Source organism: Pseudomonas sp. R5(2019) (assembly GCF_009905435.1).
GTDB lineage: Bacteria > Pseudomonadota > Gammaproteobacteria > Pseudomonadales > Pseudomonadaceae > Aquipseudomonas.
Genome location: NZ_JAAAMT010000012.1, coordinates 14585 through 38697, shown reverse-complemented (window position 1 = coordinate 38697; position 24113 = coordinate 14585). Strand labels below are relative to the sequence as shown.

General features: G+C 60.8%; 20 protein-coding genes. 17 read left to right on the top strand and 3 right to left on the bottom strand.

Annotation, left to right across the window (positions count from 1 at the left end; all coding sequences use genetic code 11):
- Positions 1 to 70 precede the first annotated feature (70 nt).
- The 8 genes from dnaE to ispD all read left to right on the top strand — a co-directional run bounded on the left by dnaE (position 71) and on the right by ispD (position 11493).
- Positions 71 to 3592 carry a DNA polymerase III subunit alpha gene (dnaE, locus tag GUY40_RS10445; protein WP_166568879.1) on the top strand — a complete coding sequence of 1174 codons (3522 nt, stop codon included), beginning with the start codon at positions 71 to 73 and terminating at the stop codon, positions 3590 to 3592.
- A gap of 136 nt (positions 3593 to 3728) precedes the next feature.
- Positions 3729 to 4676, top strand: a complete 948-nt coding sequence (locus GUY40_RS10440) for an acetyl-CoA carboxylase carboxyltransferase subunit alpha (protein ID WP_166568878.1) — start codon at positions 3729 to 3731, stop codon at positions 4674 to 4676.
- A gap of 160 nt (positions 4677 to 4836) precedes the next feature.
- Positions 4837 to 6156, top strand: coding sequence for a tRNA lysidine(34) synthetase TilS (gene tilS / locus GUY40_RS10435; protein ID WP_166568877.1), 1320 nt, complete (start codon positions 4837 to 4839; stop codon positions 6154 to 6156).
- A 270-nt stretch (positions 6157 to 6426) separates the two neighbouring features.
- Positions 6427 to 8058: a CTP synthase gene (locus GUY40_RS10430; protein ID WP_166568876.1), complete on the top strand. Its 1632-nt coding sequence runs from the start codon at positions 6427 to 6429 to the stop codon at positions 8056 to 8058.
- Positions 8059 to 8061: 3 nt separating this feature from the next.
- Complete coding sequence (kdsA, locus tag GUY40_RS10425) at positions 8062 to 8907, top strand: 3-deoxy-8-phosphooctulonate synthase (RefSeq protein ID WP_166568875.1); 846 nt, start codon at positions 8062 to 8064, stop codon at positions 8905 to 8907.
- 154 nt (positions 8908 to 9061) lie between these two features.
- Positions 9062 to 10351, top strand: a complete 1290-nt coding sequence (eno, locus tag GUY40_RS10420) for a phosphopyruvate hydratase (protein WP_166568874.1) — start codon at positions 9062 to 9064, stop codon at positions 10349 to 10351.
- Positions 10352 to 10510: 159 nt separating this feature from the next.
- On the top strand, positions 10511 to 10789 hold the full coding sequence (gene ftsB / locus GUY40_RS10415; protein WP_166568873.1) for a cell division protein FtsB: 279 nt from the start codon (positions 10511 to 10513) through the stop codon (positions 10787 to 10789).
- Positions 10786 to 11493 (top strand): 2-C-methyl-D-erythritol 4-phosphate cytidylyltransferase, encoded by a 708-nt coding sequence (gene ispD / locus GUY40_RS10410; RefSeq protein WP_166568872.1) that lies wholly within the window; start codon positions 10786 to 10788, stop codon positions 11491 to 11493. Before ftsB ends, ispD begins: the two co-directional genes overlap by 4 nt.
- A 137-nt stretch (positions 11494 to 11630) precedes the next feature.
- On the opposite strand, the gene GUY40_RS10405 is transcribed toward ispD, so the two are convergent.
- Positions 11631 to 12536 (bottom strand): LysR substrate-binding domain-containing protein, encoded by a 906-nt coding sequence (locus GUY40_RS10405; RefSeq protein WP_166568871.1) that lies wholly within the window; start codon positions 12534 to 12536, stop codon positions 11631 to 11633.
- A gap of 105 nt (positions 12537 to 12641) precedes the next feature.
- Here GUY40_RS10405 and GUY40_RS10400 point away from each other — a divergent pair, with 105 nt between their 5' ends.
- From GUY40_RS10400 to rpoS, 8 genes are all read left to right on the top strand, one after another.
- Positions 12642 to 13754: an S-(hydroxymethyl)glutathione dehydrogenase/class III alcohol dehydrogenase gene (locus GUY40_RS10400; RefSeq protein ID WP_166568870.1), complete on the top strand. Its 1113-nt coding sequence runs from the start codon at positions 12642 to 12644 to the stop codon at positions 13752 to 13754.
- An 8-nt stretch (positions 13755 to 13762) separates the two neighbouring features.
- Entirely contained in the window at positions 13763 to 14620 is an 858-nt protein-coding gene (fghA, locus tag GUY40_RS10395; RefSeq protein WP_166568869.1) for an S-formylglutathione hydrolase, read from the top strand.
- Positions 14621 to 14678: 58 nt separating this feature from the next.
- On the top strand, positions 14679 to 15152 hold the full coding sequence (ispF, locus tag GUY40_RS10390) for a 2-C-methyl-D-erythritol 2,4-cyclodiphosphate synthase (RefSeq protein ID WP_166568868.1): 474 nt from the start codon (positions 14679 to 14681) through the stop codon (positions 15150 to 15152).
- On the top strand, positions 15149 to 16207 hold the full coding sequence (truD, locus tag GUY40_RS10385; protein WP_166568867.1) for a tRNA pseudouridine(13) synthase TruD: 1059 nt from the start codon (positions 15149 to 15151) through the stop codon (positions 16205 to 16207). Before ispF ends, truD begins: the two co-directional genes overlap by 4 nt.
- Entirely contained in the window at positions 16195 to 16944 is a 750-nt protein-coding gene (gene surE, locus GUY40_RS10380) for a 5'/3'-nucleotidase SurE (RefSeq protein WP_166568866.1), read from the top strand. Before truD ends, surE begins: the two co-directional genes overlap by 13 nt.
- Positions 16944 to 17621 carry a protein-L-isoaspartate(D-aspartate) O-methyltransferase gene (locus tag GUY40_RS10375; protein WP_166568865.1) on the top strand — a complete coding sequence of 226 codons (678 nt, stop codon included), beginning with the start codon at positions 16944 to 16946 and terminating at the stop codon, positions 17619 to 17621. The genes surE and GUY40_RS10375 overlap by 1 nt, the downstream gene beginning before the upstream one ends.
- Before the next feature lie 172 nt (positions 17622 to 17793).
- Positions 17794 to 18663 carry a peptidoglycan DD-metalloendopeptidase family protein gene (locus tag GUY40_RS10370; protein ID WP_166568864.1) on the top strand — a complete coding sequence of 290 codons (870 nt, stop codon included), beginning with the start codon at positions 17794 to 17796 and terminating at the stop codon, positions 18661 to 18663.
- Positions 18664 to 18769: 106 nt separating this feature from the next.
- Positions 18770 to 19774, top strand: coding sequence for an RNA polymerase sigma factor RpoS (gene rpoS, locus GUY40_RS10365; RefSeq protein WP_166568863.1), 1005 nt, complete (start codon positions 18770 to 18772; stop codon positions 19772 to 19774).
- A gap of 518 nt (positions 19775 to 20292) precedes the next feature.
- Here the strand turns inward: rpoS and fdxA are convergent.
- Together fdxA and mutS are read right to left on the bottom strand one after the other, a co-directional pair.
- Complete coding sequence (fdxA, locus tag GUY40_RS10360; protein WP_166568862.1) at positions 20293 to 20616, bottom strand: ferredoxin FdxA; 324 nt, start codon at positions 20614 to 20616, stop codon at positions 20293 to 20295.
- Positions 20617 to 20760: 144 nt separating this feature from the next.
- Positions 20761 to 23328 (bottom strand): DNA mismatch repair protein MutS, encoded by a 2568-nt coding sequence (gene mutS / locus GUY40_RS10355; RefSeq protein WP_166568861.1) that lies wholly within the window; start codon positions 23326 to 23328, stop codon positions 20761 to 20763.
- Positions 23329 to 23546: 218 nt separating this feature from the next.
- Here mutS and GUY40_RS10350 point away from each other — a divergent pair, with 218 nt between their 5' ends.
- On the top strand, positions 23547 to 24047 hold the full coding sequence (locus GUY40_RS10350) for a CinA family protein (RefSeq protein ID WP_166568860.1): 501 nt from the start codon (positions 23547 to 23549) through the stop codon (positions 24045 to 24047).
- The last annotated feature ends 66 nt before the right edge of the window (positions 24048 to 24113 follow it).

Genomic DNA, 24113 nt, shown 5'->3' with positions numbered 1-24113 from the left:
CTGGCTGATGTTTTTATCAAGGCCCGGTACAATCCGGGCCTTGTCGTTTTTCGGTTGCTATAGGATCTCCATGTCGGTTTCTTTCGTTCATCTACGCCTGCACACCGAATATTCGCTGGTCGATGGTCTGGTGCGGATCAAGCCGCTGGTCAAGGCCCTGGCCGGGATGAACATGCCCGCCGTGGCGGTGACTGACCAAAGCAACATGTGCTCGCTGGTCAAGTTCTACAAGGCCGCCATGGGCGCCGGCATCAAGCCGATCTGCGGTGCCGACCTGTGGCTGGCGAACAAGGACCCGGATGGGCCGCTGAGCCGTATCAGCCTGCTGGCGATGAACGCCAAGGGTTACCGCAACCTGACCGAATTGATCTCCCGCGGCTTTATCGAAGGCCAGCGCAATGGCCTGGTGATCATCGAGCGCGATTGGGTGCCGCCCGCCAGCGAAGGGTTGATTGCCCTCTCGGCGGCCAAGGAGGGCGATATCGGCATGGCGTTGCTTTCCGGCAACCCTGCCGAGGCCGAAGTGCTGCTGCGCGAGTGGATGGATATTTTCCCGGACCGCTTCTACGTTGAAGTGCAGCGCACCAACCGGACCAACGACGAAGAATACCTGCACGCCGCCGTAGCCTTGGCTGACCGCCTTGGCGCGCCGCTGGTGGCGACCAACGATGTGCGCTTTATCAAGCAGAGCGATTTCGAAGCCCACGAAACCCGGGTGTGCATCGGCGAAGGCCGGGCGCTGGATGACCCGCGTCGGTCGAAAAACTACAGCGATCAGCAATACCTCAAAAGCGCCGAGGAAATGGCCGAGCTGTTCAGCGACCTGCCTGAGGCACTGGAAAACACGGTCGAAATCGCCAAGCGCTGCAACATTGAAGTCAAGTTGGGCAAGCACTTCCTGCCTGACTATCCGATCCCCGATGGCATGACCATCGATGAGTACTTCCGCAAGGTTTCCTTCGACGGCCTGGAAGATCGTCTGCAGGTGTTGCTGCCGCGTGACACCACTGAAGATTACGACGCCAAGCGCCAGGTCTATGTCGATCGGCTCAATTTCGAGCTGGATATCATCATCCAGATGGGGTTCCCCGGTTACTTCCTGATCGTTATGGACTTTATCCAGTGGGCCAAGAGCAACGGCGTGCCGGTAGGTCCTGGGCGGGGTTCGGGTGCCGGCTCGCTGGTGGCCTATGTGCAAAAGATCACCGACCTCGACCCGCTGGAATATGACCTGCTGTTCGAACGTTTCCTCAATCCGGAACGGGTTTCCATGCCCGACTTCGACGTCGACTTCTGCATGGACGGTCGTGACCGGGTCATCGACTATGTGGCCGACAAGTACGGCCGCAACGCGGTAAGCCAGATCATCACGTTCGGCTCCATGGCGGCCAAGGCTGTTGTGCGTGACGTGGCGCGGGTACAGGGCAAGTCCTACGGTCTGGCCGACCGCCTGTCGAAGATGATCCCGTTTGAAGTCGGCATGACGCTGGAGAAAGCGTTCGAGCAGGAAGAGATCCTGCGCGACTTCCTCAAGGTCGACGAGGAAGCCCAGGAAATCTGGGACATGGCCCTCAAGCTCGAAGGTGTGACGCGGGGCACCGGCAAACATGCCGGTGGTGTGGTTATCGCCCCGACTAAACTGACCGACTTTTCGCCGATTTCCTGCGACGAGGAAGGTGGCGGTCTGGTAACCCAGTTCGACAAGGACGACGTCGAGGCCGCCGGCCTGGTGAAGTTCGACTTCCTCGGTCTGCGGACCCTCACCATCATCGACTGGGCGCTCAAGACCATCAACCGCGACCGCGCCAAGGTCAACGAAGCGCCGCTGGACATCGCCTTTATCCCGCTGGACGACAAGCCGACCTACGCCCTGCTGCAGAAGGCCGAAACCACGGCGGTGTTCCAGCTTGAATCCCGGGGCATGAAAGAGCTGATCAAAAAGCTCAAGCCCGACTGCCTCGAAGACCTGATTGCACTGGTTGCCCTGTTCCGTCCGGGGCCGCTGCAATCGGGCATGGTTGACGACTTCATCAACCGCAAGCACGGTCGCGCGGAGCTTGCGTACCCGCATCCCGATTACCAGTACGATGGCCTCAAGCCAGTATTGGCGCCGACCTACGGCATCATCCTGTATCAAGAACAGGTGATGCAGATTGCCCAGGTCATGGCCGGTTACACCCTTGGCGGTGCGGACATGCTGCGTCGAGCGATGGGTAAGAAAAAGCCCGAGGAAATGGCCAAGCAGCGCGGCGGTTTCATCGAGGGTTGCGCCTCCAACGGCATCGACGCCAACCTCGCCGGTAACATTTTCGACCTGGTGGAGAAATTCGCCGGTTACGGCTTCAACAAATCCCACTCCGCTGCCTACGGCCTGGTGTCGTACCAGACGGCCTGGCTGAAGGCTCATTACCCGGCGCCGTTCATGGCGGCGGTGCTGTCGGCGGATATGCACAACACCGACAAGGTCGTGACCTTGATCGAAGAAGTGCGGACCATGAAGCTGCGCCTGGATGCGCCGGACGTGAACGCCTCCGAATTCAAGTTCACGGTGGATGAAGACGGCCGGATCATCTACGGTCTGGGCGCGATCAAGGGTGTCGGTGAGGGCCCGGTAGAGGCTATCGTCGAGGCGCGCGCAGCGGGGCCGTTCAAGGATCTGTTCGATTTCTGCGAGCGCGTCGACCTCAAGCGCATCAACAAGCGGACCCTCGATGCGCTCGTTCGCAGCGGCGCGCTGGATCGCCTGGGGCCGTACTTCCATGACGAATTGAAGGCCTACCAGGCCAACATCGACCGCAACCGTGCCGTGTTGCTGACGGCCATGGAAGAGGCGATCAAGTCGGCCGAGCAAACCGCGCGCACCCACGACAGTGGCCATGCCGACCTGTTCGGCGGGCTGTTTGTCGAGCCGGATGCCGACGTCTATGCCAACCATCGCAAGGCCAAGGAGCTGACGCTCAAGGAGCGTCTGCGCGGCGAGAAGGAAACCCTGGGCCTGTACCTGACCGGTCACCCGATCGACGAATACGAAGGCGAGATTCGCCGCTTCGCTCGTCAGCGGATCATTGACCTCAAGCCTGCCCGTGATACCCAGACCGTGGCCGGCATGATCATTGCGCTGCGGGTGATGAAGAACAAGAAGGGCGACAAGATGGGCTTTATCACCCTCGATGACCGCTCGGGCCGAATCGAGGCCTCGTTGTTTGCCGAAGCGTTCCACTCGGCGCAGTCGTTGCTGCAAACCGATGCCATGGTGGTGGTCGAAGGGGAGGTCAGCAACGATGACTTTTCCGGCGGTCTGCGCCTGCGGGTCAAGCGGGTGATGAGCATGGAAGATGCACGCACCAACCTGGCCGAGAGCCTGCGCCTGAAGGTGCATGCCCAGGCGCTGAAGGGCGATCGTCTCACCTGGCTTGGCGATCTGTGCAAGCGTCATCGCGGTGCCTGCCCGATCACCCTGGAGTACACCGGGCCCGATGCGAAAGCCTTGCTGCAGTTCGGCGAGGGTTGGGCGATCGACCCGGCGGACAGCTTGATTCAAGCTCTGCGTGACCAGTTCGGGCGTGAGAACGTCTTTTTGCAATATCGTTGAGCGGATGCTCGGGCCAAGCCCGGGAATCGGCTCGACCTGTGATTTAATCTCGACCTGAATGCGCCTGATCCCTTATGGTGGGCGCTAAACGGATCAACCGGCCGGCCGCTTGGCCGTCGACCCAAGACGGAAGCCTATGAACCCGAATTTTCTCGATTTCGAACAGCCGATTGCTGACCTGCAAGCCAAGATCGAAGAGCTGCGCCTGGTCGGTAACGACAACTCTCTGAACATCGGCGATGAAATTTCCCGTCTGCAAGACAAGAGCAGCACGCTGACCGAAAGCATTTTCGGCAACCTGACCAGTTGGCAGATTGCGCGCCTGGCGCGTCACCCGCGTCGCCCGTACACCCTGGATTACATCGACCACATCTTCACCGAGTTCGATGAACTGCACGGCGACCGTCACTTCTCCGACGACGCCGCTATCGTCGGTGGCGTTGCCCGTCTGGACGACAAGCCAGTGATGGTCATCGGTCACCAGAAAGGCCGTGACGTGCGCGAAAAGGTTCGCCGCAACTTCGGCATGCCGCGTCCTGAAGGCTACCGCAAGGCGTGCCGCCTGATGGAAATGGCCGAGCGTTTCAAGATGCCGATCCTGACCTTCATCGACACCCCGGGCGCCTACCCTGGCATCGACGCCGAGGAGCGTAACCAGAGCGAGGCCATCGCCTGGAACCTGCGCGTCATGGCACGCCTGAAAACCCCGATCATCGCCACGGTTATCGGCGAAGGCGGTTCGGGCGGCGCACTCGCCATCGGTGTCTGCGACCAGCTGAACATGCTGCAATACTCCACCTACTCGGTGATCTCGCCGGAAGGCTGCGCTTCGATCCTGTGGAAAACCGCAGAGAAGGCGTCGGACGCTGCCGAAGCGATGGGCATTACCGCTGAGCGCCTGAAAGGCCTGGGCATTGTCGATAAGGTCATCAATGAGCCACTGGGCGGTGCACACCGTGATCCCGCTGCAGCCGCTGCCTCGATCCGTCAGGCGCTGGGTGAGCAGCTGTCGATGCTCAAGAAGTTCGACAACGACGCCTTGCTGGCACGTCGTTATGAGCGCCTGATGAGCTACGGGCTCTGATGTCAGGCTGCTGATAGACCCCTGTGGGAGCGGATTTATCCGCGAATACAGACACCGCGGTATTTCTGACAAATTGCGGTGTCTGTATTCGCGGCGGTCCGGCGATCCGGTAAATCCGCTCCCACGTTTGCCTCAAGCTCCACCGCGCAGGAGGGTCCTGATGCCTGCTTTCCCTCCAAGCCTGCAATCCCGGCTTCTGACTCACCTGGCCCCCTGGCGCAATGCCCCGGCCTGGTACATCGCCCTCTCTGGCGGTCTCGACTCCACCGTCCTGCTGCATCTGATCGCCCAGCTGACCCACAGCGAAAAACTCCCCCCGTTGCGCGCGCTCCATGTTCATCATGGGCTGCAAGCCGCTGCGTCCGGTTGGCCTGCACGGTGCAAGTCGCTTTGCGACAGCCTGAACGTGCCGCTACAAGTCATTCACGTACAGGTCGAGGCCGGTGCCAGTCTTGAGCAGCAAGCGCGTGACGCGCGCTATGCAGCCTTTGCTCAAGTGCTGGGTCAGGACGAGGTGCTGTTATTGGCACAACACCGCGATGACCAAGCGGAAACTCTGCTGTTTCGGCTGCTGCGTGGCAGCGGCTTGCGGGGCCTTGCCGCCATGCCTCGCCAGCGTCGGCTGGCCGCCGGTCATCTGCTGCGCCCCTTGCTCGATGTGCCTCGCGGTGAGTTATTGGGCTATGCGCAGGCCCATGGCTTGAGCTGGATCGATGACCCGTCCAACACCGACAGCCGTTTCTCGCGCAACTTCCTGCGTAATGAGGTGATGCCCGTTCTGGCTCGGCGCTGGCCGCAGGCGGGAGCCAGTATGGCCCGTGCCGCGGAGCATCTGGCCGAGGCTCAGGGCCTGCTCGATGAGCTTGCCGAACAGGATCTTTCAGTCGCCGCGACGCCCAGCGGTTTTGAGTGGCTCGGCCTGTCGTCCCTGGCGTTGGCGCCGCTGTTGGCACTGTCATCAAAGCGTCAGCGCAATGCCTTGCAATGCTGGTTGGCGCCACGCACGCGCCTGCCCGACAGTCGACACTGGGCCAGTTGGGAAAGCTTGCGTGACGCCGGTGCATCGGCGACGGCGCTGTGGCAACTGACCGACGGTCAACTGCATCGCGCGGGCGGTCGATTGTGGTGGTTGTCAGGTGACTGGCTGCTGGTGCCTGAGGGCACCATTGGCTGGCAAGCCACCGCGCAACCATTAAGCCTGCCGGGCAACGGCAAGGTCTGGCTGAGCGGCGATCTGCCGCAGGGGCGCCTGCGAGTCGGCTACCGCCAGGGCGGCGAAGTACTTGCCCTTTCAGGTCGCGGACATCGTGATCTGAAACGCCTGCTCAACGAATGGGGCTTGCCCGCATTCGCCCGCGCCAGGCTGCCTTTGCTGTATCTGGATGAGCAACTGGTCGCGGTGGCAAACCGGCCTGGTGCGGGAGCAGGCAACCTGCAGCTGCACTGGTTGCCACCGACGAACGCGCAAGGTTTGAGATGAAAGGGGGTTTCCGGTAGACTACGCTCCCTTCTTGATACAGCTTCTGTTGATTCAACCGAATCACAGTTGTTGCCGGTTACCACGCAGTCTTTGCTGGGCGATTCTGAAAATGTGTAGCGAGTTCCATGCCGGGTGCTTTTTCCCCGGTCTGTCAAAACGCGGCAGTTTTTCAAGGTGCACCGTAAAATTTGCAGGTGATCGGGGGCCTCGGCCTTCCTTCGCTTTCCCCGGCGGCTCTGACCGCTTTAACGCAGACTTCTAGGGTTTTTCATGACGCGCTACATCTTCGTCACGGGCGGTGTTGTTTCTTCATTGGGGAAAGGCATTGCATCGGCATCCTTGGCGGCCATCCTGGAGGCGCGGGGACTTAAGGTCACCATGCTCAAGCTGGATCCGTACATCAACGTCGACCCGGGCACCATGAGCCCGTTCCAGCACGGTGAAGTGTTCGTCACCCACGACGGCGCCGAAACCGACCTGGACCTGGGCCACTACGAGCGGTTCATCCGCACGACCATGACCCAGAACAACAACTTCACCACTGGCCGTGTCTACGAGCACGTGCTGCGCAAAGAGCGCCGTGGTGATTACCTGGGCGCTACCATCCAGGTGATTCCGCACATCACCGACGAAATCAAGCGTCGCATCATCAAGGGCGCCGGCGATGCCGACGTGGCCCTGGTTGAAATCGGCGGCACGGTCGGCGACATCGAGTCGCAACCGTTCCTCGAAGCGATCCGCCAACTGCGGGTTGAAGTGGGTTCCAAGCGCGCGATGCTGATGCACCTGACGCTGGTTCCGTACATCGCCACCGCGGGCGAAACCAAAACCAAGCCAACCCAGCACTCGGTCAAGGAACTGCGTTCCATCGGCCTGCAGCCTGATGTGCTGATCTGCCGCTCCGACCACCCGGTCGACGTGTCGTCGCGTCGCAAGATCGCGTTGTTCACCAACGTTGAAGAGCGTGCGGTGATTTCGCTGGAAGACGTCGACACCATCTACAAGATCCCGGCTGTGCTGCACGCCCAGGGCCTGGACGATTTCGTCGTCGAGCGTTTCGGCCTGCAATGCAACGGTGCCGACCTGTCCGAGTGGGAAAAGGTCGTCGATGCCAAGCTCAATCCAGAGCACGAAGTCACCATCGCGATGGTCGGCAAGTACATGGAGCTGCTGGATGCGTACAAGTCGCTGATCGAAGCGATGAGCCACGCCGGCATCCAGAACCGCACCAAGGTCAACCTGCGCTACATCGACTCCGAAGACATCGAGAACCAGGGCACTGGCCTGCTCGAAGGCGTGGACGCCATTCTGGTACCGGGCGGCTTCGGTCTGCGCGGTGTCGAAGGCAAGATCACCGCCGTGCAATACGCTCGCGAGAACAAGGTTCCGTACCTGGGTATCTGCCTGGGCATGCAAGTGGCCGTGATCGAATTCGCCCGTAACGTCATGGGCTGGAAAGACGCCAACTCCACCGAGTTCGACCGTACTTGCGGTCACCCGGTCGTGGGCCTGATCACCGAGTGGGCAGATGCCACCGGCGCGGTCGAAACCCGTACCGAGTCGTCCGACCTGGGCGGCACCATGCGTCTGGGTGCGCAGGAATGCCAGCTGGAAAGCGGCACCAAGGTTCACGACTGCTATGCCAAGGACGTGATCGTCGAGCGTCATCGTCACCGCTACGAAGTAAACAACAACCTGTTGCCGCAACTGATCGAGGCCGGTCTGAAGATTTCCGGTCGTTCGGGCGATGGCGCACTGGTCGAAGTGGTCGAAGCGAAGGAACATCCATGGTTCGTCGCCTGCCAGTTCCACCCGGAGTTCACCTCGACACCGCGTGACGGTCACCCGCTGTTCAGCGGTTTCGTCAAGGCTGCACTGACTCAGTATCAGAAAAAGGCCTGACCCATGGCACAGAAGATTATCCGTGTAGGCGCGATCGAGATCGCCAATGACAAGCCGTTTGTCCTGTTCGGCGGCATGAACGTGCTGGAGTCGCGGGACCTTGCCCTGAAGGTGTGCGAAGAGTACGTGCGGGTCACCGAAAAGCTCGGTATCCCCTATGTGTTCAAGGCCAGCTTCGACAAGGCCAACCGCTCCTCCGTGACCTCTTACCGTGGCCCCGGCCTGGAAGAGGGCCTGCGGATTTTCGAGGAGATCAAGGCCACCTTCGGCGTGCCCTTGATCACCGACGTGCATGAGCCATTCCAGGCAGCGCCAGTGGCTGAAGTCTGCGACATCATCCAGTTGCCAGCCTTCCTGTCGCGCCAGACCGACCTGGTGGTGGCCATGGCCAAGACCGGTGCCGTGATCAACATCAAGAAGGCGCAATTCCTCGCACCTCAGGAAATGAAACACATTCTGGCCAAGTGCGAAGAAGCCGGTAATGATCAGTTGATTCTCTGCGAGCGGGGTACCAGCTTCGGGTACAACAACCTGGTGGTGGACCCGCTCGGCTTCGGCATCATGAAGCAGTTCGAGTACCCGGTGTTCTTCGACGTGACCCATGCCCTGCAGATGCCGGGCGCTCGCTCGGATTCCGCCGGCGGTCGCCGCGCCCAGGTCACCGACCTGGCCAAGGCAGGCCTGAGCCAGGGGCTGGCCGGTTTGTTCCTCGAGGCGCATCCGGATCCGGACAACGCCAAGTGTGACGGCCCTTGCGCCCTGCGCCTGGACAAACTCGAGCCATTCCTGAGCCAACTCAAGGCTCTGGACGACCTCATCAAGAGTTTTCCGACAGTAGAAACCGCGTAATCCTCGAATCTCCGGTAAAGTACCGCACGATTTCTCGCTCTGACCCTCGGGTCGGAGCCTGACCGTCTTCAGGCCTGCCAGTCGCTAACGCCTGCAGACGCTCACGTTTTTCTTCAGCTGCGTCGTTTTCGTCAATTTTGGAGTGCGTACAACAATGGCAAAAATCGTCGACATCAAAGGTCGTGAAGTTCTCGACTCACGTGGCAATCCTACCGTCGAAGCTGACGTGCTTCTGGACAACGGCATCATCGGCAGCGCTTGCGCGCCGTCCGGTGCTTCCACTGGCTCGCGCGAAGCGCTGGAGCTGCGTGATGGCGACAAGAGCCGTTACATGGGCAAGGGCGTGCTGAAAGCCGTTGCCAACATCAACGGCCCGATCCGTGACGCACTGCTGGGCAAGGATCCGGTTGACCAGAAAGCCCTGGACCGCGCCATGATCGAACTGGACGGTACCGAGAACAAGGGTAACCTGGGCGCCAACGCCATCCTCGCCGTGTCCCTGGCCGCTGCCAAGGCTGCTGCCCAGGACCAGGACCTGCCGCTGTACGCGCACATCGCCAACCTCAACGGCACTCCGGGTGTCTACTCGATGCCGGTTCCGATGATGAACATCATCAACGGCGGCGAGCATGCCGACAACAACGTCGACATCCAGGAGTTCATGGTTCAGCCGGTTGGCGCCAAGACCTTCTCCGACGGCCTGCGCATGGGTACCGAGATTTTCCATCACCTCAAAGCCGTGCTGAAGGCCCGTGGCCTGAACACTGCCGTTGGTGACGAAGGCGGTTTCGCGCCGAACCTGGCTTCCAACGAAGACGCGCTGTCGGCTATCGCCGAAGCCGTTGCCAACGCTGGCTACAAGCTGGGCACTGACGTGACCCTGGCCCTGGACTGCGCTGCCAGCGAATTCTTCAAGGATGGCAAGTACGATCTGGCCGGTGAAGGCAAGGTATTCGACGCCGAAGGTTTCGCTGAATACCTCAAAGGCCTGACCGAGCGCTACCCGATCATCTCGATCGAAGACGGCCTGGACGAGTCCGACTGGGCTGGCTGGAAGATCCTGACCGACAAGATCGGCGAGAAAGTCCAACTGGTCGGCGACGACCTGTTCGTGACCAACACCAAGATCCTGAAGGAAGGCATCGACAAGAGCATTGCCAACTCGATCCTGATCAAGTTCAACCAGATCGGCACCCTGACCGAAACCCTGGAAGCCATCCAGATGGCCAAGGCTGCCGGTTACACTGCCGTGATCTCGCACCGTTCGGGCGAAACCGAAGATTCGACCATCGCCGACCTCGCTGTCGGGACCGCGGCTGGCCAGATCAAGACCGGTTCGCTGTGCCGCTCCGACCGCGTTTCGAAGTACAACCAACTGTTGCGCATCGAAGAGCAACTGGGCAGCAAAGCGGTTTACCGTGGTCGCGCCGAGTTTCGCGGTTAAGCCTGAGATGGTAAAAAGACACTAGGGTCTGCTTCAAGCGTCGCATGTTGACGTTTTGGCAGCCCTGCTGTGAGCTTCATCACGAAGCCTGGCCAGTGCCAGGCTTCGTGCCATAAGACGCTCCACAGCTGCGGTCGTCTTTTTCCACTGGATATCTAGATGCGCAGTCCTTATTGGTTGTTCCTCGTCTTGCTCCTGCTGCTCGGTGGCCTGCAGTATCGCCTCTGGGTGGGCAATGGAAGCCTCAAGCAAGTGGCTGACCTGAAGCAACAAATCGCCGACCAGCACGCTGAAAACGAGCGCTTGCTGGAGCGCAACCGTGTACTGGACGCTGAAGTACTCGAATTGAAAAAGGGCATGGAGACCGTTGAAGAACGCGCTCGCCATGAACTGGGGATGGTCAAGGAGGGTGAAACCCTCTACCAGATGGCGCAATGAGCCAGTCCCTGCCTGCCTTCTGGGCAGTGATTCCCGCCGCGGGCATTGGCGCCCGCATGGCTGCCGACCGACCCAAGCAATACCTGGAACTGGGCGGCAGAACTATTCTGGAGCATAGTCTCGACTGTTTTCTTGACCATCCCTGCTTGAAAGGGGTGGTGGTCAGCCTGGCGGCTGATGATCCTTACTGGCCTCACCTGCAATCGGCTCGCGACGCGCGTATCCAGCGTGCCGCTGGTGGCCGTGAGCGCGCGGACTCGGTACTCAATGCCCTGTTGTTGCTGCATGAACAAGGCGCGGCAGACGACGATTGGGTGCTGGTTCACGATGCGGCGCGGCCAAACCTGGCCCGTACCGACTTGGACAAGCTGCTGGCGGAGCTGGCGGATGATCCCGTTGGTGGCCTTTTGGCAGTCCCGGCCCGTGACACCCTCAAGCGTGCTGACGCCCGGGGTCGGGTCAGTGCCACAGTCGATCGCAGCACCATCTGGCAAGCCTTCACCCCGCAGATGTTTCGCCTTGGCGCATTGCACCGGGCTTTGGCAGACAGCCTGGTGGCCGATGCGGCGATCACCGACGAAGCCTCGGCCATCGAATGGGCCGGCCAGGCCCCGCGCCTGATCGAAGGGCGCAGCGACAATATCAAGGTCACCCGCCCTGAAGACCTGGAGTGGCTACGCCAGCGCTGGGCCCTGCGCCGCTGAATCCACCGGCAATCCCCCGTAGGTGCAAGGCTTGCCTGCGATGGGCTGCGAAGCAGCCCCCAGGGCCCATGCGCGCCCCATCGCAGGCAAGCCTTGCTCCTACAGACCCCACGCACCATTGGTGTGGGAAGGGGTAGTCAACCTGAAGCGGTCTGGTACTCAGGCCGCTTGGCCAGGCCCTCGCGCAGATAATCCACCAGCTTTCGCACCTTCGGCGACAGATGCCGTTGCTGCGGATACAACGCCCACACCGCGGTATTCGGCGGCTGGTGCGCTTCGAGCAACGACACCAGTGCGCCACTGCGCAAGTGCTCCAGCACGTAATAATCCGGTAGCTGGCACAAACCAACACCCCGCAGCGCCGCATCCAGCACTGCTTGCCCGCTGTTGCAGCGCCAGTTGCCCTGGACCCGCTGGGCGAACTCGCGGCCGTTTTGCTGCAGTTGCCAGATGTCCGAGCTGCCAATCAAGCAGTTGTGGCGGCTGAGCTCCGACAGGCTGTGCGGCCTGCCGTAGCGCTCAAGGTAGGAGGGTGAGGCGCACAGGTACATGCGCCGCGGCGCCAGGCGCGCCGCCACCAGTCGGGACTCTTGCAAGCGACCGAGGCGGATCGCCAGGTCCAGCCCTTCATGCACCAGGTCCAGGGTGCGATTGCTCAATTCGATATCGACCCGCAGCTGCGGGTAGGCGGCCATGAATTGCGTCACCAGCGGCACAATAAAGCGCTCGCCATAGGCCACCGCGCAGGTCATGCGCAGCAGGCCCTTGGGTTCGCTGTTCAAGTCGCCGATCGCACGTAAAGCCTCTTCGCGGCCATCCTGCAGCCGCTGGCAGTGTTGCAGGAAAGTCTGGCCGGCTTCGGTAAGCGTGACGCGGCGGGTACTGCGGTACAGCAACCGCGTTTGCAGGCGGTCTTCGAGGCGAGCGATCTGCCGGCTGATGTGAGACGACGATACGCCCAGTCGTTCGGCTGCCGCCGTGAACTGGCAGCATTCGGCGACGGCAACGAATTCGTCGATCCCTTCCCAGCGGTTCTCGCTCATGATTATCCCTGTGCAGCAATAATGTTTTGTCTTCGACCTGATTATTCATCAGTCGGCACTCAATTACACTGATTGGATGTTTGCCCACCTCTGCAGGAGAAGAAGATGATCAAGTCCCGTGCCGCTGTTGCCTTTGAGGCGAAGAAACCGCTGGAGATCGTCGAAGTTGATGTCGCGATGCCCAAGGCCGGTGAAGTGCTGCTGAGGGTGGTGGCCAGCGGCGTGTGCCATACCGACGCCTACACCTTGTCCGGTGCGGACCCGGAAGGCATTTTCCCCTCGATCCTGGGTCATGAAGGTGGCGCCATCGTTGAAGCGATTGGCGAAGGCGTGACCTCGGTGGCGGTCGGCGATCACGTGATCCCGCTGTACACCCCGGAATGCCGGAAGTGCAAATTCTGCCTCTCGGGCAAGACCAACCTGTGCCAGGCCATTCGCGCGACCCAGGGCAAAGGCCTGATGCCTGACGGCACCACGCGCTTTTCCTACAACGGCAAGCCGCTGTTCCACTACATGGGTACCTCGACCTTTTCCGAGTACACCGTGCTGCCGGAAATTTCCGTGGCCAAGATCGACAAGAAAGCACCGCTGGAGAAGGTCTGCCTGCTCGGTTGTGGTGTGACCACCGGGATCGGTGCAGTCCTGAATACCGCCAAGGTCAAGGCCGGTGACACCGTGGCCATTTTCGGTCTGGGTGGCATTGGTCTGTCGGCCGTGATTGGTGCGGTGAAGGCCAAGGCCAGTCGGATTATCGCCATCGACATCAACCCGGCCAAGTTTGAAATTGCCCGTCAGCTGGGCGCCACCGATTGCGTCAATCCGAAGGACTTCGATCGTCCGATCCAGGAAGTGATTGTCGACATGACTGACGGCGGCGTGGACTTTTCGTTCGAGTGCATCGGCAATGTGCAGCTGATGCGTGCGGCACTGGAATGCTGCCACAAGGGCTGGGGTGAGTCGGTCATCATTGGTGTCGCCGGTGCCGGCCAGGAAATCTCTACCCGTCCGTTTCAGCTGGTGACCGGTCGCGTCTGGCGTGGTTCGGCATTTGGCGGCGTGCGTGGGCGCACCGAGCTGCCAAGCTACGTGGAAATGGCCGAGAAGGGCGAAATCCCGCTGGATACCTTCATCACCCACACCATGGGGCTGGAAGACATCAACAAGGCCTTTGACCTGATGCACGAAGGCAAGAGCATTCGCAGCGTCATCCATTTCTGAGGTCTGTCATGAGCCTGGAAAATATTTCCTGCCAGAAAAGCTTCGGTGGCTGGCACAAGCGCTACCGCCACACCTCCGAAGTGCTGGGCTGCGACATGGTCTTTGCGGTGTACCTGCCGCCGCAGGCCGAGCAGGGCGGCAAGTTGCCGGTGCTGTACTGGCTGAGCGGCCTGACCTGCACGGATGAAAACTTCATGCAGAAGGCCGGCGCGCACAAGCTCGCCGCCGAGCTGGGCTTGATCATCGTCGCGCCCGACACCAGCCCTCGTGGCCCGAGCGTACCAGCAGATCCGGATGGCGCCTGGGACTTCGGCCTGGGTGCAGGCTTCTACCTCAACGCCACGCAGCAGCCCTGGGCCGAGCACTACCAGATGCATGACTACGTGGTGAAGGAATTGCCTGCGCTGGTCGAGGCGCATTTCCCTGCCTCGCGGCAACGTGGCATCAGCGGCCATTCCATGGGTGGTCACGGCGCGCTGGTGTGCGCCTTGCGCAACCCGGGTCGGTATCAGTCGGTATCGGCCTTCGCGCCCATCAGCAATCCGATGGATTGCCCGTGGGGGCAGAAGGCGTTTTCGCGCTACCTGGGCGATGAGCGTTCGCGCTGGCGCGGGTGGGATGCTTCGGTGTTGATCAGCGAGGCGAGCGAGCGCTTGCCGCTGCTGGTCGATCAGGGTGATCGCGATGATTTCCTCGCCAACCAGCTCAAGCCCGAGGTGCTGGCCCAGGCGGCACGCGCGGCCGGTCACCCGTTGGAGTTGCGCCTGCAGCCAGGTTACGACCATAGCTATTACTTCATTGCCAGCTTCATCGACGACCACCTGCGTCATCATGCCCAGGCTCTGTGCAAGGGTGGCAAATCCTGAGCCCAAGGTTGCGCAAAGCAGGTAGAATCACGCCCTGACTCACTCAGGGCGTTTTTTTATGCGTATTGGCCACGGCTATGATGTGCACCGTTTCGCTGAAGGCGAATTCATTACCTTGGGCGGTGTACGAATCCCGCACGCCTTCGGCCTGCTCGCTCACTCCGACGGCGATGTGTTGTTGCATGCCTTGAGCGATGCCTTGCTCGGCGCCACCGCCCTGGGTGACATCGGCAAGCATTTCCCGGACACCGACCCTCAATTCAAAGGCGCCGACAGCCGCGTGCTGCTGCGTCACGTGGTGGGTTTGCTGCAGGCCAAAGGCTGGAAGGTTGGCAACGTCGACGCCACCATTGTTGCCCAGGCACCGAAAATGGCCCCCCATATTGAAAACATGCGCACGCTGATCGCCGAAGATCTGGCCATCGAACTCGATCAGGTCAACGTCAAGGCCACCACCACCGAGAAGCTGGGCTTCACCGGTCGCGAGGAAGGCATTGCCGTTCACGCCGTTGCCTTGTTGCTGCCAGCATGACCGAACTGGAACTGCTCGGCCCACGCGCCTGGGGTGAAGCCCTGGGCACCGCTGTACTGAAGGCGACCGCGGAAGATTTCCAGGTCGATGAAGTGCTCGATATCCCCTTGAGCGGCGAAGGCGAACACCTGTGGTTGTGGGTGGAAAAACGCGGTTTGAATACCGAAGAGGCAGCCCGGCGCCTGTCGCGGGCAGCCGGTGTTCCGGTGCGGGCCATCAGCTACGCGGGGCTCAAGGACCGGCAAGCCCTGACCCGCCAGTGGTTCAGCCTGCATTTGCCAGGCAAGGCCGACCCGGATCTGTCGGCGGCCGAAGATGAAACGCTGCGCATCCTCAAGCGCACCCGCCACCAGCGCAAGCTGCAGCGCGGTGCTCATTCCGCCAATGGTTTCACCTTGCGCCTGACGGGCTTGTCCGCCGATCCCAAGGCTCTGGATACGCGGCTTGAGCGCATGGCCGCCGAAGGGGTTCCCAACTATTTTGGCACCCAGCGCTTTGGCCATGATGGCGGCAATATCGCCGCCGCCCGGCACTGGGCTGAGCGCCAGGCGCTGCCGGAGCAGCGCAACACCCGTTCACGCCTGTTGTCGTCGGCTCGCAGTTATCTGTTCAACCAGGTGCTGGCGGCGCGGGTTGCCGAAGGCAGCTGGAACACGGCACGGGTTGGCGATTTGCTGGCATTCACCGACAGCCGCAGTTTTTTCCCGGCAGGCGTTGACGAGTGCAGCGATCCGCGTCTGGCGATTCTCGACCTGCACCCCACCGGCCCGATGTGGGGCGCTGGCGACTCGCCGGCCGGCAGTGATTCGCACGCGCTGGAACAGGCCGTGGCGCAGGTCAATTGGCCACTATGCCAATGGCTGATCCTGGCGGGAATGGATCACGAACGTCGCATCCTGCGACTGCCCATCCAGGGCCTGACATGGCATTATCCCGAGCCTGATATTCTGCAACTGGAATTCGTTCTCCCGGCCGGATGCTTCGCCACCGTTGTGGTGCGCGAACTGGTCGATCTGGTCTCGGCAGAACAGACGGACAGCCCATGCGTATTCTGATTTCCAACGACGATGGGGTTACGGCCCCCGGTCTCGCCGCGCTTCATGCTGCGCTGGCGGACTATGCCGAGTGTTCAGTGATTGCACCGGACCAGGACAAAAGCGGGGCCAGCAGTTCGCTGACGCTGGACCGGCCGCTGCACCCACAGACTTTGGCCAATGGTTTCATCAGCCTCAATGGCACTCCGACCGATTGTGTCCACCTGGGCCTCAACGGCTTGTTGTCGCATCAACCCGATATGGTCGTGTCGGGTATCAATCTAGGGGCTAATCTTGGAGATGACGTGCTGTATTCCGGCACCGTGGCGGCAGCTCTGGAGGGTCGATTTCTGGGCAATACCTCGTTTGCCTTCTCGTTGCTCTCGCGCCAGCCCGATAACCTGGCGACTGCGGCCTACTATGCTCGCAAGCTGGTGGAGGCTCACGATCAGCTCAACCTGGCGCCGCGCACGGTCCTGAACGTCAACATCCCGAACTTGCCGCTGGATCACATACGCGGGATCCAGCTGACTCGCCTGGGGCATCGTGCCCGCGCGGCCGCGCCGACCAAGGTGGTCAATCCCCGTGGCAAGGAAGGCTACTGGATCGCGGTGGCCGGGGACGCCGAGGACGGTGGTCCGGGAACTGACTTCCATGCGGTCATGCAGGGGTACGTATCGATTACGCCACTGCAGCTGGACCGAACCTTCAATGACGCTTTCGATAGCGTGAAGGGTTGGCTGGAGGGGATGCGCTGATGCGAAAACAGGACGACCTGATGCGAGGCGGAATCGGCTTCACCTCCGAGCGCACGCGCGAGCGGCTGATCCAGCGGATGCGCGAGGAAGGGGTAACCAACGAGCGCGTGCTCGATGTCATTCGGCTCACGCCCCGGCACCTGTTCGTGGATGAGGCGCTGGCCCATCGCGCCTATGAAGACACCGCCTTGCCGATCGGCCATAACCAGACCATCTCCCAGCCGTTCATTGTGGCGCACATGAGTGAGCGGCTGCTGGAGGCCGGGCCGCTGGACAAGGTCCTGGAAATCGGCACCGGTTCGGGCTATCAGACGGCCATCCTGGCGCAATTGGTGGAGCGAGTGTTTTCGGTCGAGCGGATCAAGGTCCTGCAGGATCGGGCCAAGGAACGCCTGGCCGCACTGAACCTGCGCAACGTGGTGTTTCGCTGGGGTGATGGCTGGGAAGGTTGGCCGGCGCTGGCGCCTTACAACGGTATCATCGTCACCGCTGTAGCCTCGGAAGTGCCCCAGGCCCTGCTCGATCAGTTGGCTCCTGGCGGTCGGATGGTCATCCCGGTGGGCGCGGTCGGTGAAGTGCAGCAACTGATGCTGATCGTGCGTGAAGAACATGGATTCTCGCGCCGAGTGCTAGCCTCAGTACGGTTCGTTCCCTTGCTTCATGGGCCCTTGGCCTGAATATAGCGCTGGCACTTGGGAATTCTGTCTCAAAGCGCCGGTCTATGGGCGGGTCGAACTCTGAAAAGTGCGCTCAATCAAATTTTGTCGTTACTTTGGCGTCGGTAATTCGTCGTCGTCTGGTTATAATTGCAACATTATTTCATTTGGTCACCACTAGAGGGAGCGGCGGGTGAGTCTCACAGTCATTCGGCAGCGTGCGGGTCTATCGAGCTTAAAGCTTCTGGTGATTGGTCTTGCTTTCGGCACTTTCCTGGCAGGGTGCAGCAGTTCCTCCAGCTCCTCCAGCAGTGCGCGCGTGGTCGATCGTGCGGCTCCACAACGACCGACAGTCACAACCGGTCAGTATGTGGTGCGCAAGGGTGACACGTTGTTCTCCATCGCCTTCCGTTATGGCTGGGACTACAAAGCGCTCGCAGCGCGCAACAATATCCCGGCGCCTTACACGATTCGCCCGGGGCAGGCGATCCGCTTTGACGGGCGCTCCAGTGGCGCGCCGACAACGGTGGTGGCCCAGTCCGGTTCCTCACCTTCCTCCTCGAGCAAAACCACGATCATCAAGCGTCCTGTGAACGCCAATGGCACCGTTGCAATCGAGCCCGTACCGTCCACCCTCCCGTCGTCTGCCGTCGAGCCTGTGCCCACGCCAGTGTCTGCCGCAGAGCGTTCGACAGGGGGCTGGTCATGGCCTGCAAACGGCATTCTGATTGGTAAATTTGCTTCAAACGGTAGTTTGAATAAAGGCGTTGATATCGCGGGTGATTTGGGACAGCCTGTTTTTGCTGCCTCTGATGGTTCGGTGGTTTATGCCGGGAGTGGCTTGCGGGGCTACGGCGAGCTGATCATCATCAAGCACAACGATACTTACGTAAGCGCCTACGGCCACAACCGCAGGCTGTTGGTTCGGGAGGGACAGCAGGTCAAGGTCGGACAGACAATTGCAGAAATGGGTTCAACGGGGACTGACCGGGTGAAGCTGCATTTTGAAATTCGCCGCCAAGGTAAACCTGTCGATCCGCTGCAATTCCTGCCGCGTCGTTGATTGCATTCCCAGCCTGTTCCTTCACGTAAATGGGGACAGGCTTTAGTGCTGCCAAGGAATCGGCGTCGCTAGAGCTTGAGGTCGAACTCAGCAAAGGACTATAACAATGGCTCTCAACAAAGAAGCGCCGGAGTTTGACATCGACGATGAGGTGCTCCTTATGGAAGCCGACATCGTTATGGAATCGGTGTCCGACGAAGAACCTGCTGTACCTTCGGTTCGTACCAAGGCTAAAAGCTCCACCACGCTTAAACAACACAAGTACATCGATTACACCCGTGCGCTCGATGCTACCCAGTTGTATCTGAACGAAATCGGTTTTTCCCCTCTGCTCTCACCGGAAGAAGAAGTTCACTTCGCGCGCCTGTCGCAAAGTGGTGACCCGGCCGGGCGCAAACGCATGATCGAAAGCAACCTGCGGCTGGTAGTGAAAATTGCCCGGCGCTACGTTAACCGGGGCCTTTCCCTGCTCGATCTGATCGAAGAAGGCAACCTTGGCCTGATTCGCGCGGTCGAGAAGTTCGACCCTGAACGCGGCTTTCGTTTTTCGACCTATGCCACGTGGTGGATTCGTCAGACCATCGAACGGGCAATCATGAACCAGACCCGCACGATCCGTTTGCCGATCCATGTGGTCAAGGAACTCAACGTCTACCTGCGCGCAGCTCGCGAACTGACCCAGAAGCTCGACCACGAGCCTTCGCCGGAAGAGATCGCCAGCCTGCTGGAAAAACCGGTAGGCGAGGTCAAGCGCATGCTGGGCCTGAATGAGCGGGTTTCCTCGGTGGATGTTTCCCTGGGCCCGGACTCGGACAAAACCCTGCTCGATACACTTACGGACGACCGCCCCACCGACCCTTGTGAGCTGCTACAGGACGACGATCTGTCCCAAAGCATCGACCAGTGGCTCAGCGAGTTGACGGACAAGCAGCGTGAAGTGGTGGTCCGCCGCTTTGGTCTGCGCGGCCATGAAAGCAGTACGCTGGAAGATGTTGGCCTGGAGATTGGCCTCACCCGTGAAAGGGTTCGCCAGATCCAGGTGGAAGGCCTGAAACGCCTGCGCGAGATTCTCGAGAAAAACGGGCTGTCCAGCGAGTCCTTGTTCCAGTAGTACCAAGGCTCGGCTGTCTGCAATGCAATCGCCCCGACTGGTTCGGGGCGTTTTCATGTCTGGCCCATGCAAAGAGTTTTCAGGTCTGAGGACGGGTGTAAGCGTTCACTTACCCGTGGTGTAAGCGGTTGTGAGCAGGTGCTGTGGCCAGGTGGCCTGGAAGGGCTTGGGTTTTTATCTAACTGCCTGAAATCAAAGCCTGTTTGTTGGGTGTATCGTCAGGTTTCGGTTTCTTTTTGAAAGGTTTCGCCAATTGCTTCGCCCGCCAGAACCTCTAGTATCAGCACTGTGTCTACGGACAGACACAGGCTATCAAGGATGACGGCCAGGGACATCGCAGGAAGCGATTCATCAGGATGATGACAGGGACAAGCAGGGACTATGGAAAAAATGTGGGCGGGTCATACCGCCCCTTTTTTTGTCTGCACAAAAGTGCTCTTGCTCTTGATCCTGGTGCGCGCAAAATACCGTGCCCACAAAAAAAGGCCCTCGTGGGGCCTTTTTTGAATCCGGTGCGTTTAGCGCTCCAGATCCGCGAGCTTGTCTTTGACGCCATCGAACTCTTCAGCATCCGGCAGCGGATCTTTTCGTTCAGTGATGTTCGGCCAGATATCCGCCAGCTCGGCGTTCAACTCGATAAAGTTTTCCATGCCTGCCGGAATTTCGTCTTCCGAGAAGATCGCTTGGGCAGGGCATTCAGGCTCACACAGTGCACAATCGATGCACTCATCCGGGTGGATAACCAGGAAGTTCGGGCCTTCGTAAAAGCAGTCCACCGGACAGACTTCTACGCAGTCGGTGTACTTGCACTTGATGCAGTTGTCGGTGACGACGAAGGTCATTTCTCGTTTTCTCCTCAGGCGGCGGCAACGGAACCCATCCAGACAGGGCTCCGCCAGGTTTGGGTCAGGCAGCCGGCGGACCAGGCTAGGAGTCCGCGGCGTTCCCAAACCGCGCGGGATTCTATCAGCTTGAGCGTGCGTGCGTTAGACCCGTGTCTTAAGTGTATAGAGCAAATCGAGTGCCTGACGCGGAGTCAGGTTGTCGATATCGGTGCGCGCAAGCTCGTCGAGCACCGGATGTGGCAGGCTGGCGAACAGATCGCTTTGATGCGGGACCGACGTCTGGCCGGGTTTGGCAACGGGTGTCTCAACGGCCAGGCTTGAGGTTTCCAGGCGGCTCAAGTGTTCCCGCGCGCGCTGGATCACAACCCCTGGCACGCCGGCCAGTTGCGCCACCGCCAGGCCGTAGCTTTGGCTGGCTGGGCCCGGCAGTACATGGTGCAGGAAGACGATTCGCTCATTGTGCTCGGTGGCGTTCAGGTGAACGTTGGCCACCAGCGGTTCGTTTTCCGGCAGTACGGTCAGCTCGAAGTAGTGGGTGGCAAACAGCGTGCAGGCGCGCAACTGTGCCAGCCGCTCGGCTGCGGCCCAAGCCAGCGACAGACCGTCAAAGGTGCTGGTGCCGCGGCCCACTTCGTCCATCAGCACCAGGCTGCGTTCGGTGGCGTTGTGCAGGATATTCGCGGTTTCGCTCATTTCGACCATGAAGGTCGAGCGCCCGCCGGCCAGGTCGTCGCTGGAACCGATCCGGGTGAAGATCCGGTCCACCAGCGACAATTCGCAGCTCGCGGCCGGGACGAAGCTGCCGATATGGGCAAGCAGCACGATCAACGCCGTTTGCCGCATATATGTCGATTTACCGCCCATGTTGGGGCCGGTAATGATCAGCATGCGCGTGCTGTCATCGAGCGCCAAGTCGTTGGCCACGAACGGGGTGGTCAGCACCTGCTCCACTACCGGGTGACGGCCCTGGGTGATGCGCATACAGGGCTCTTCGACGAAGCTTGGACAGTTCAGGTCCAGGTTCAGCGCGCGTTCGGCCAAGTTGCTCAATACATCCAGCTCGGCCAGCGCCGCAGCGGTGTCCTGCAACGGCGGCAGATGCCCGATCATGGTTTCGAGCAAGGCGTCGTAGAGCATTTTTTCCCGGGCAAGGGCGCGGCTCTTGGCGGACAGGGCCTTGTCTTCGAAGGCCTTGAGTTCGGGGGTGATAAAACGTTCGGCGCCCTTGAGGGTCTGACGCCGAATGTAGTCGCCCGGAGCCTGTTCGGCCTGCTTGCTCGGCAATTCGATAAAGTAGCCATGCACGCGGTTATAGCCGACCTTGAGGTTGGCAAGGCCGGTGCGGGCCTTCTCGCGGGCTTCCAGGTCGATCAGGAACTGACCGGCGTTCTCGCTCAGCGACTGCAGCTCGTCGAGTTCGCTGTCGTAGCCGGTTTTCAGCACGCCGCCATCGCGGATGACCGCAGGCGGGTTATCGATGATTGCCTTTTGCAGCAGGTCGGCCAGTTCCGGGTAAGTGCCGGCAATGGCTGCCAGGCGCGCCAGGTGCGGTGCTTCCAGCTCGGCCATGGCGTTTTGCAGCTCTGGCAATGCGCCGAGGGCATCACGCAGGCGAGCCAGGTCGCGTGGGCGGGCATTGCGCAGGCCGATACGCGCAAGGATCCGCTCGATATCGCCGATTTCCTTGAGTTGCGGCTGCAGCTTTTCGAAACGGTAGGCCTCGAGCAGGCAGCGAATCGAACCCTGGCGTGCCGTGAGTACTTTAAGGTCGCGCAGCGGGCGGTTCAGCCAGCGGGTCAGCAGGCGGCTGCCCATGGCGGTCTGGCAACGATCGATCACCGATTGCAGGGTATTGTCGCGGCCACCGGCCAGGTTCACGTCCAGCTCCAGGTTGCGCCGGCTGGCGCCGTCGAGCACCACGGTGTCGTCCAGGCGTTCGTGGCGCAGGCTGCGCAGGTGGGGCAGGGCGGTGCGCTGGGTTTCCTTGGCATAGCCAAGCAGGCAGCCGGCGGCACCGATGGCCAGGGTCAGCTTCTCGCAGCCGAAGCCTTTAAGGTCCTGGGTCGAGAACTGCTGGCACAGGCTTTTGAAAGCCGAGTCACGGTCGAAATCCCACGGCGCGCGGCGGCGCGAGCCACGGCGCTTTTCGGCGGGCAGGCCTTGCGGCCAGTCGTCCGGAATCATCAGCTCGACCGGGTTGATGCGCTCAAGCTCCGCCAGCAGATTTTCCCAGCCCTTGATTTCAAGCACACTGAAGTTGCCGCTGGTGATGTCCAGCACGGCCAGGCCGAACAGGCGTTCATCGCCAAGCACGGCGGCGATCAGATTGTCGCGACGCTCATCGAGCAGGGCTTCATCACTGACAGTGCCGGGGGTAATGATGCGCACCACCTGGCGCTCGACCGGGCCCTTGCTGGTTGCCGGGTCGCCAATCTGCTCACAGATCACCACCGATTCGCCCAGCTTCACCAGCTTGGCCAGGTAGCCTTCGGCAGCATGGTACGGAATACCGCACATGGGAATCGACTGGCCCGCGGACTGCCCACGCGCAGTCAGGGTGATATCCAGCAGTTTCGCGGCTTTTTTCGCGTCTTCGTAGAAGATCTCGTAAAAGTCGCCCATGCGGTAAAACATCAGCTGGTCCAGGTGCTGGTTCTTCAGCTTCCAGTACTGCTGCATCATCGGGGTGTGGTTTGAAAGGTCACTCATGCGCAAACGTGGCTCGCAGTGTCGATTAGACAATAAGGCAAGCGGCGAATAGTACAGGGATTTTCCCTCGCTTGCCGAACGCGGGGCAGCAATCGGCACTCTATGTATGAGACCGCGGAGGCTGTCGCAGCTTGCAGCATATTCTCGGGTTCGCTGCCCTTGCATGGCTGCATGCCTCGTGTACGGTAGGCAACCGGAACCCCTCAACGGAGCGCGTCATGGACCCGATCACCCAACTGGCCAGCACCCTCGGCGAGCGTCTGCGCCGCCTGAATGCCCAGGTCACCACCGCCGAGTCCTGTACCGGTGGTGGCATTGCCGAGGCCATCACCCGAATCGCCGGCAGTTCAACCTGGTTCGAGGCCGGCTACGTGACCTATTCCAATGCCCAGAAAAGCAAGCAGCTGGGCGTTGCCGACGCGTTGTTCGCCACAGTGGGGGCGGTCAGCCGTGAAGTGGTCGAGGCCATGGTGCGCGGTGCACGTGCCGAAAGCGGGGCACGGTTCGCCGTGGCGGTCAGCGGGATCGCCGGCCCGGACGGCGGCTCGCCACAGAAGCCGGTCGGTACCGTGTGGCTGGCCTGGTCGGCCGGCGAACGAGAGCTGGTTGAGTGCCGACACTTCCCTGGCGACCGTGACGAAGTCCGCCGACAAACGGTGAAGGCCGCGCTAGAGGGGCTGATCCAGCTTGCTGCCGAAGAAATAGCAAATCGGGGGTAGGCGGTTGCAAAACCCTGTGGAATAATACTGGCTACTTATACAGTTATTCTGGCCGTCAGGCCTTAT

Excerpts from the sequence above, each read along its gene's own strand:
- dnaE (WP_166568879.1), top strand. The coding sequence starts at position 71 with ATGTCGGTTTCTTTCGTTCATCTACGCCTGCACACCGAATATTCGCTG.
- GUY40_RS10440 (WP_166568878.1), top strand. The coding sequence starts at position 3,729 with ATGAACCCGAATTTTCTCGATTTCGAACAGCCGATTGCTGACCTGCAA.
- tilS (WP_166568877.1), top strand. The coding sequence starts at position 4,837 with ATGCCTGCTTTCCCTCCAAGCCTGCAATCCCGGCTTCTGACTCACCTG.
- GUY40_RS10430 (WP_166568876.1), top strand. The coding sequence starts at position 6,427 with ATGACGCGCTACATCTTCGTCACGGGCGGTGTTGTTTCTTCATTGGGG.
- kdsA (WP_166568875.1), top strand. The coding sequence starts at position 8,062 with ATGGCACAGAAGATTATCCGTGTAGGCGCGATCGAGATCGCCAATGAC.
- eno (WP_166568874.1), top strand. The coding sequence starts at position 9,062 with ATGGCAAAAATCGTCGACATCAAAGGTCGTGAAGTTCTCGACTCACGT.
- ftsB (WP_166568873.1), top strand. The coding sequence starts at position 10,511 with ATGCGCAGTCCTTATTGGTTGTTCCTCGTCTTGCTCCTGCTGCTCGGT.
- ispD (WP_166568872.1), top strand. The coding sequence starts at position 10,786 with ATGAGCCAGTCCCTGCCTGCCTTCTGGGCAGTGATTCCCGCCGCGGGC.
- GUY40_RS10405 (WP_166568871.1), bottom strand. The coding sequence starts at position 12,536 with ATGAGCGAGAACCGCTGGGAAGGGATCGACGAATTCGTTGCCGTCGCC.
- GUY40_RS10400 (WP_166568870.1), top strand. The coding sequence starts at position 12,642 with ATGATCAAGTCCCGTGCCGCTGTTGCCTTTGAGGCGAAGAAACCGCTG.
- fghA (WP_166568869.1), top strand. The coding sequence starts at position 13,763 with ATGAGCCTGGAAAATATTTCCTGCCAGAAAAGCTTCGGTGGCTGGCAC.
- ispF (WP_166568868.1), top strand. The coding sequence starts at position 14,679 with ATGCGTATTGGCCACGGCTATGATGTGCACCGTTTCGCTGAAGGCGAA.
- truD (WP_166568867.1), top strand. The coding sequence starts at position 15,149 with ATGACCGAACTGGAACTGCTCGGCCCACGCGCCTGGGGTGAAGCCCTG.
- surE (WP_166568866.1), top strand. The coding sequence starts at position 16,195 with ATGCGTATTCTGATTTCCAACGACGATGGGGTTACGGCCCCCGGTCTC.
- GUY40_RS10375 (WP_166568865.1), top strand. The coding sequence starts at position 16,944 with ATGCGAAAACAGGACGACCTGATGCGAGGCGGAATCGGCTTCACCTCC.
- rpoS (WP_166568863.1), top strand. The coding sequence starts at position 18,770 with ATGGCTCTCAACAAAGAAGCGCCGGAGTTTGACATCGACGATGAGGTG.
- fdxA (WP_166568862.1), bottom strand. The coding sequence starts at position 20,616 with ATGACCTTCGTCGTCACCGACAACTGCATCAAGTGCAAGTACACCGAC.
- mutS (WP_166568861.1), bottom strand. The coding sequence starts at position 23,328 with ATGAGTGACCTTTCAAACCACACCCCGATGATGCAGCAGTACTGGAAG.
- GUY40_RS10350 (WP_166568860.1), top strand. The coding sequence starts at position 23,547 with ATGGACCCGATCACCCAACTGGCCAGCACCCTCGGCGAGCGTCTGCGC.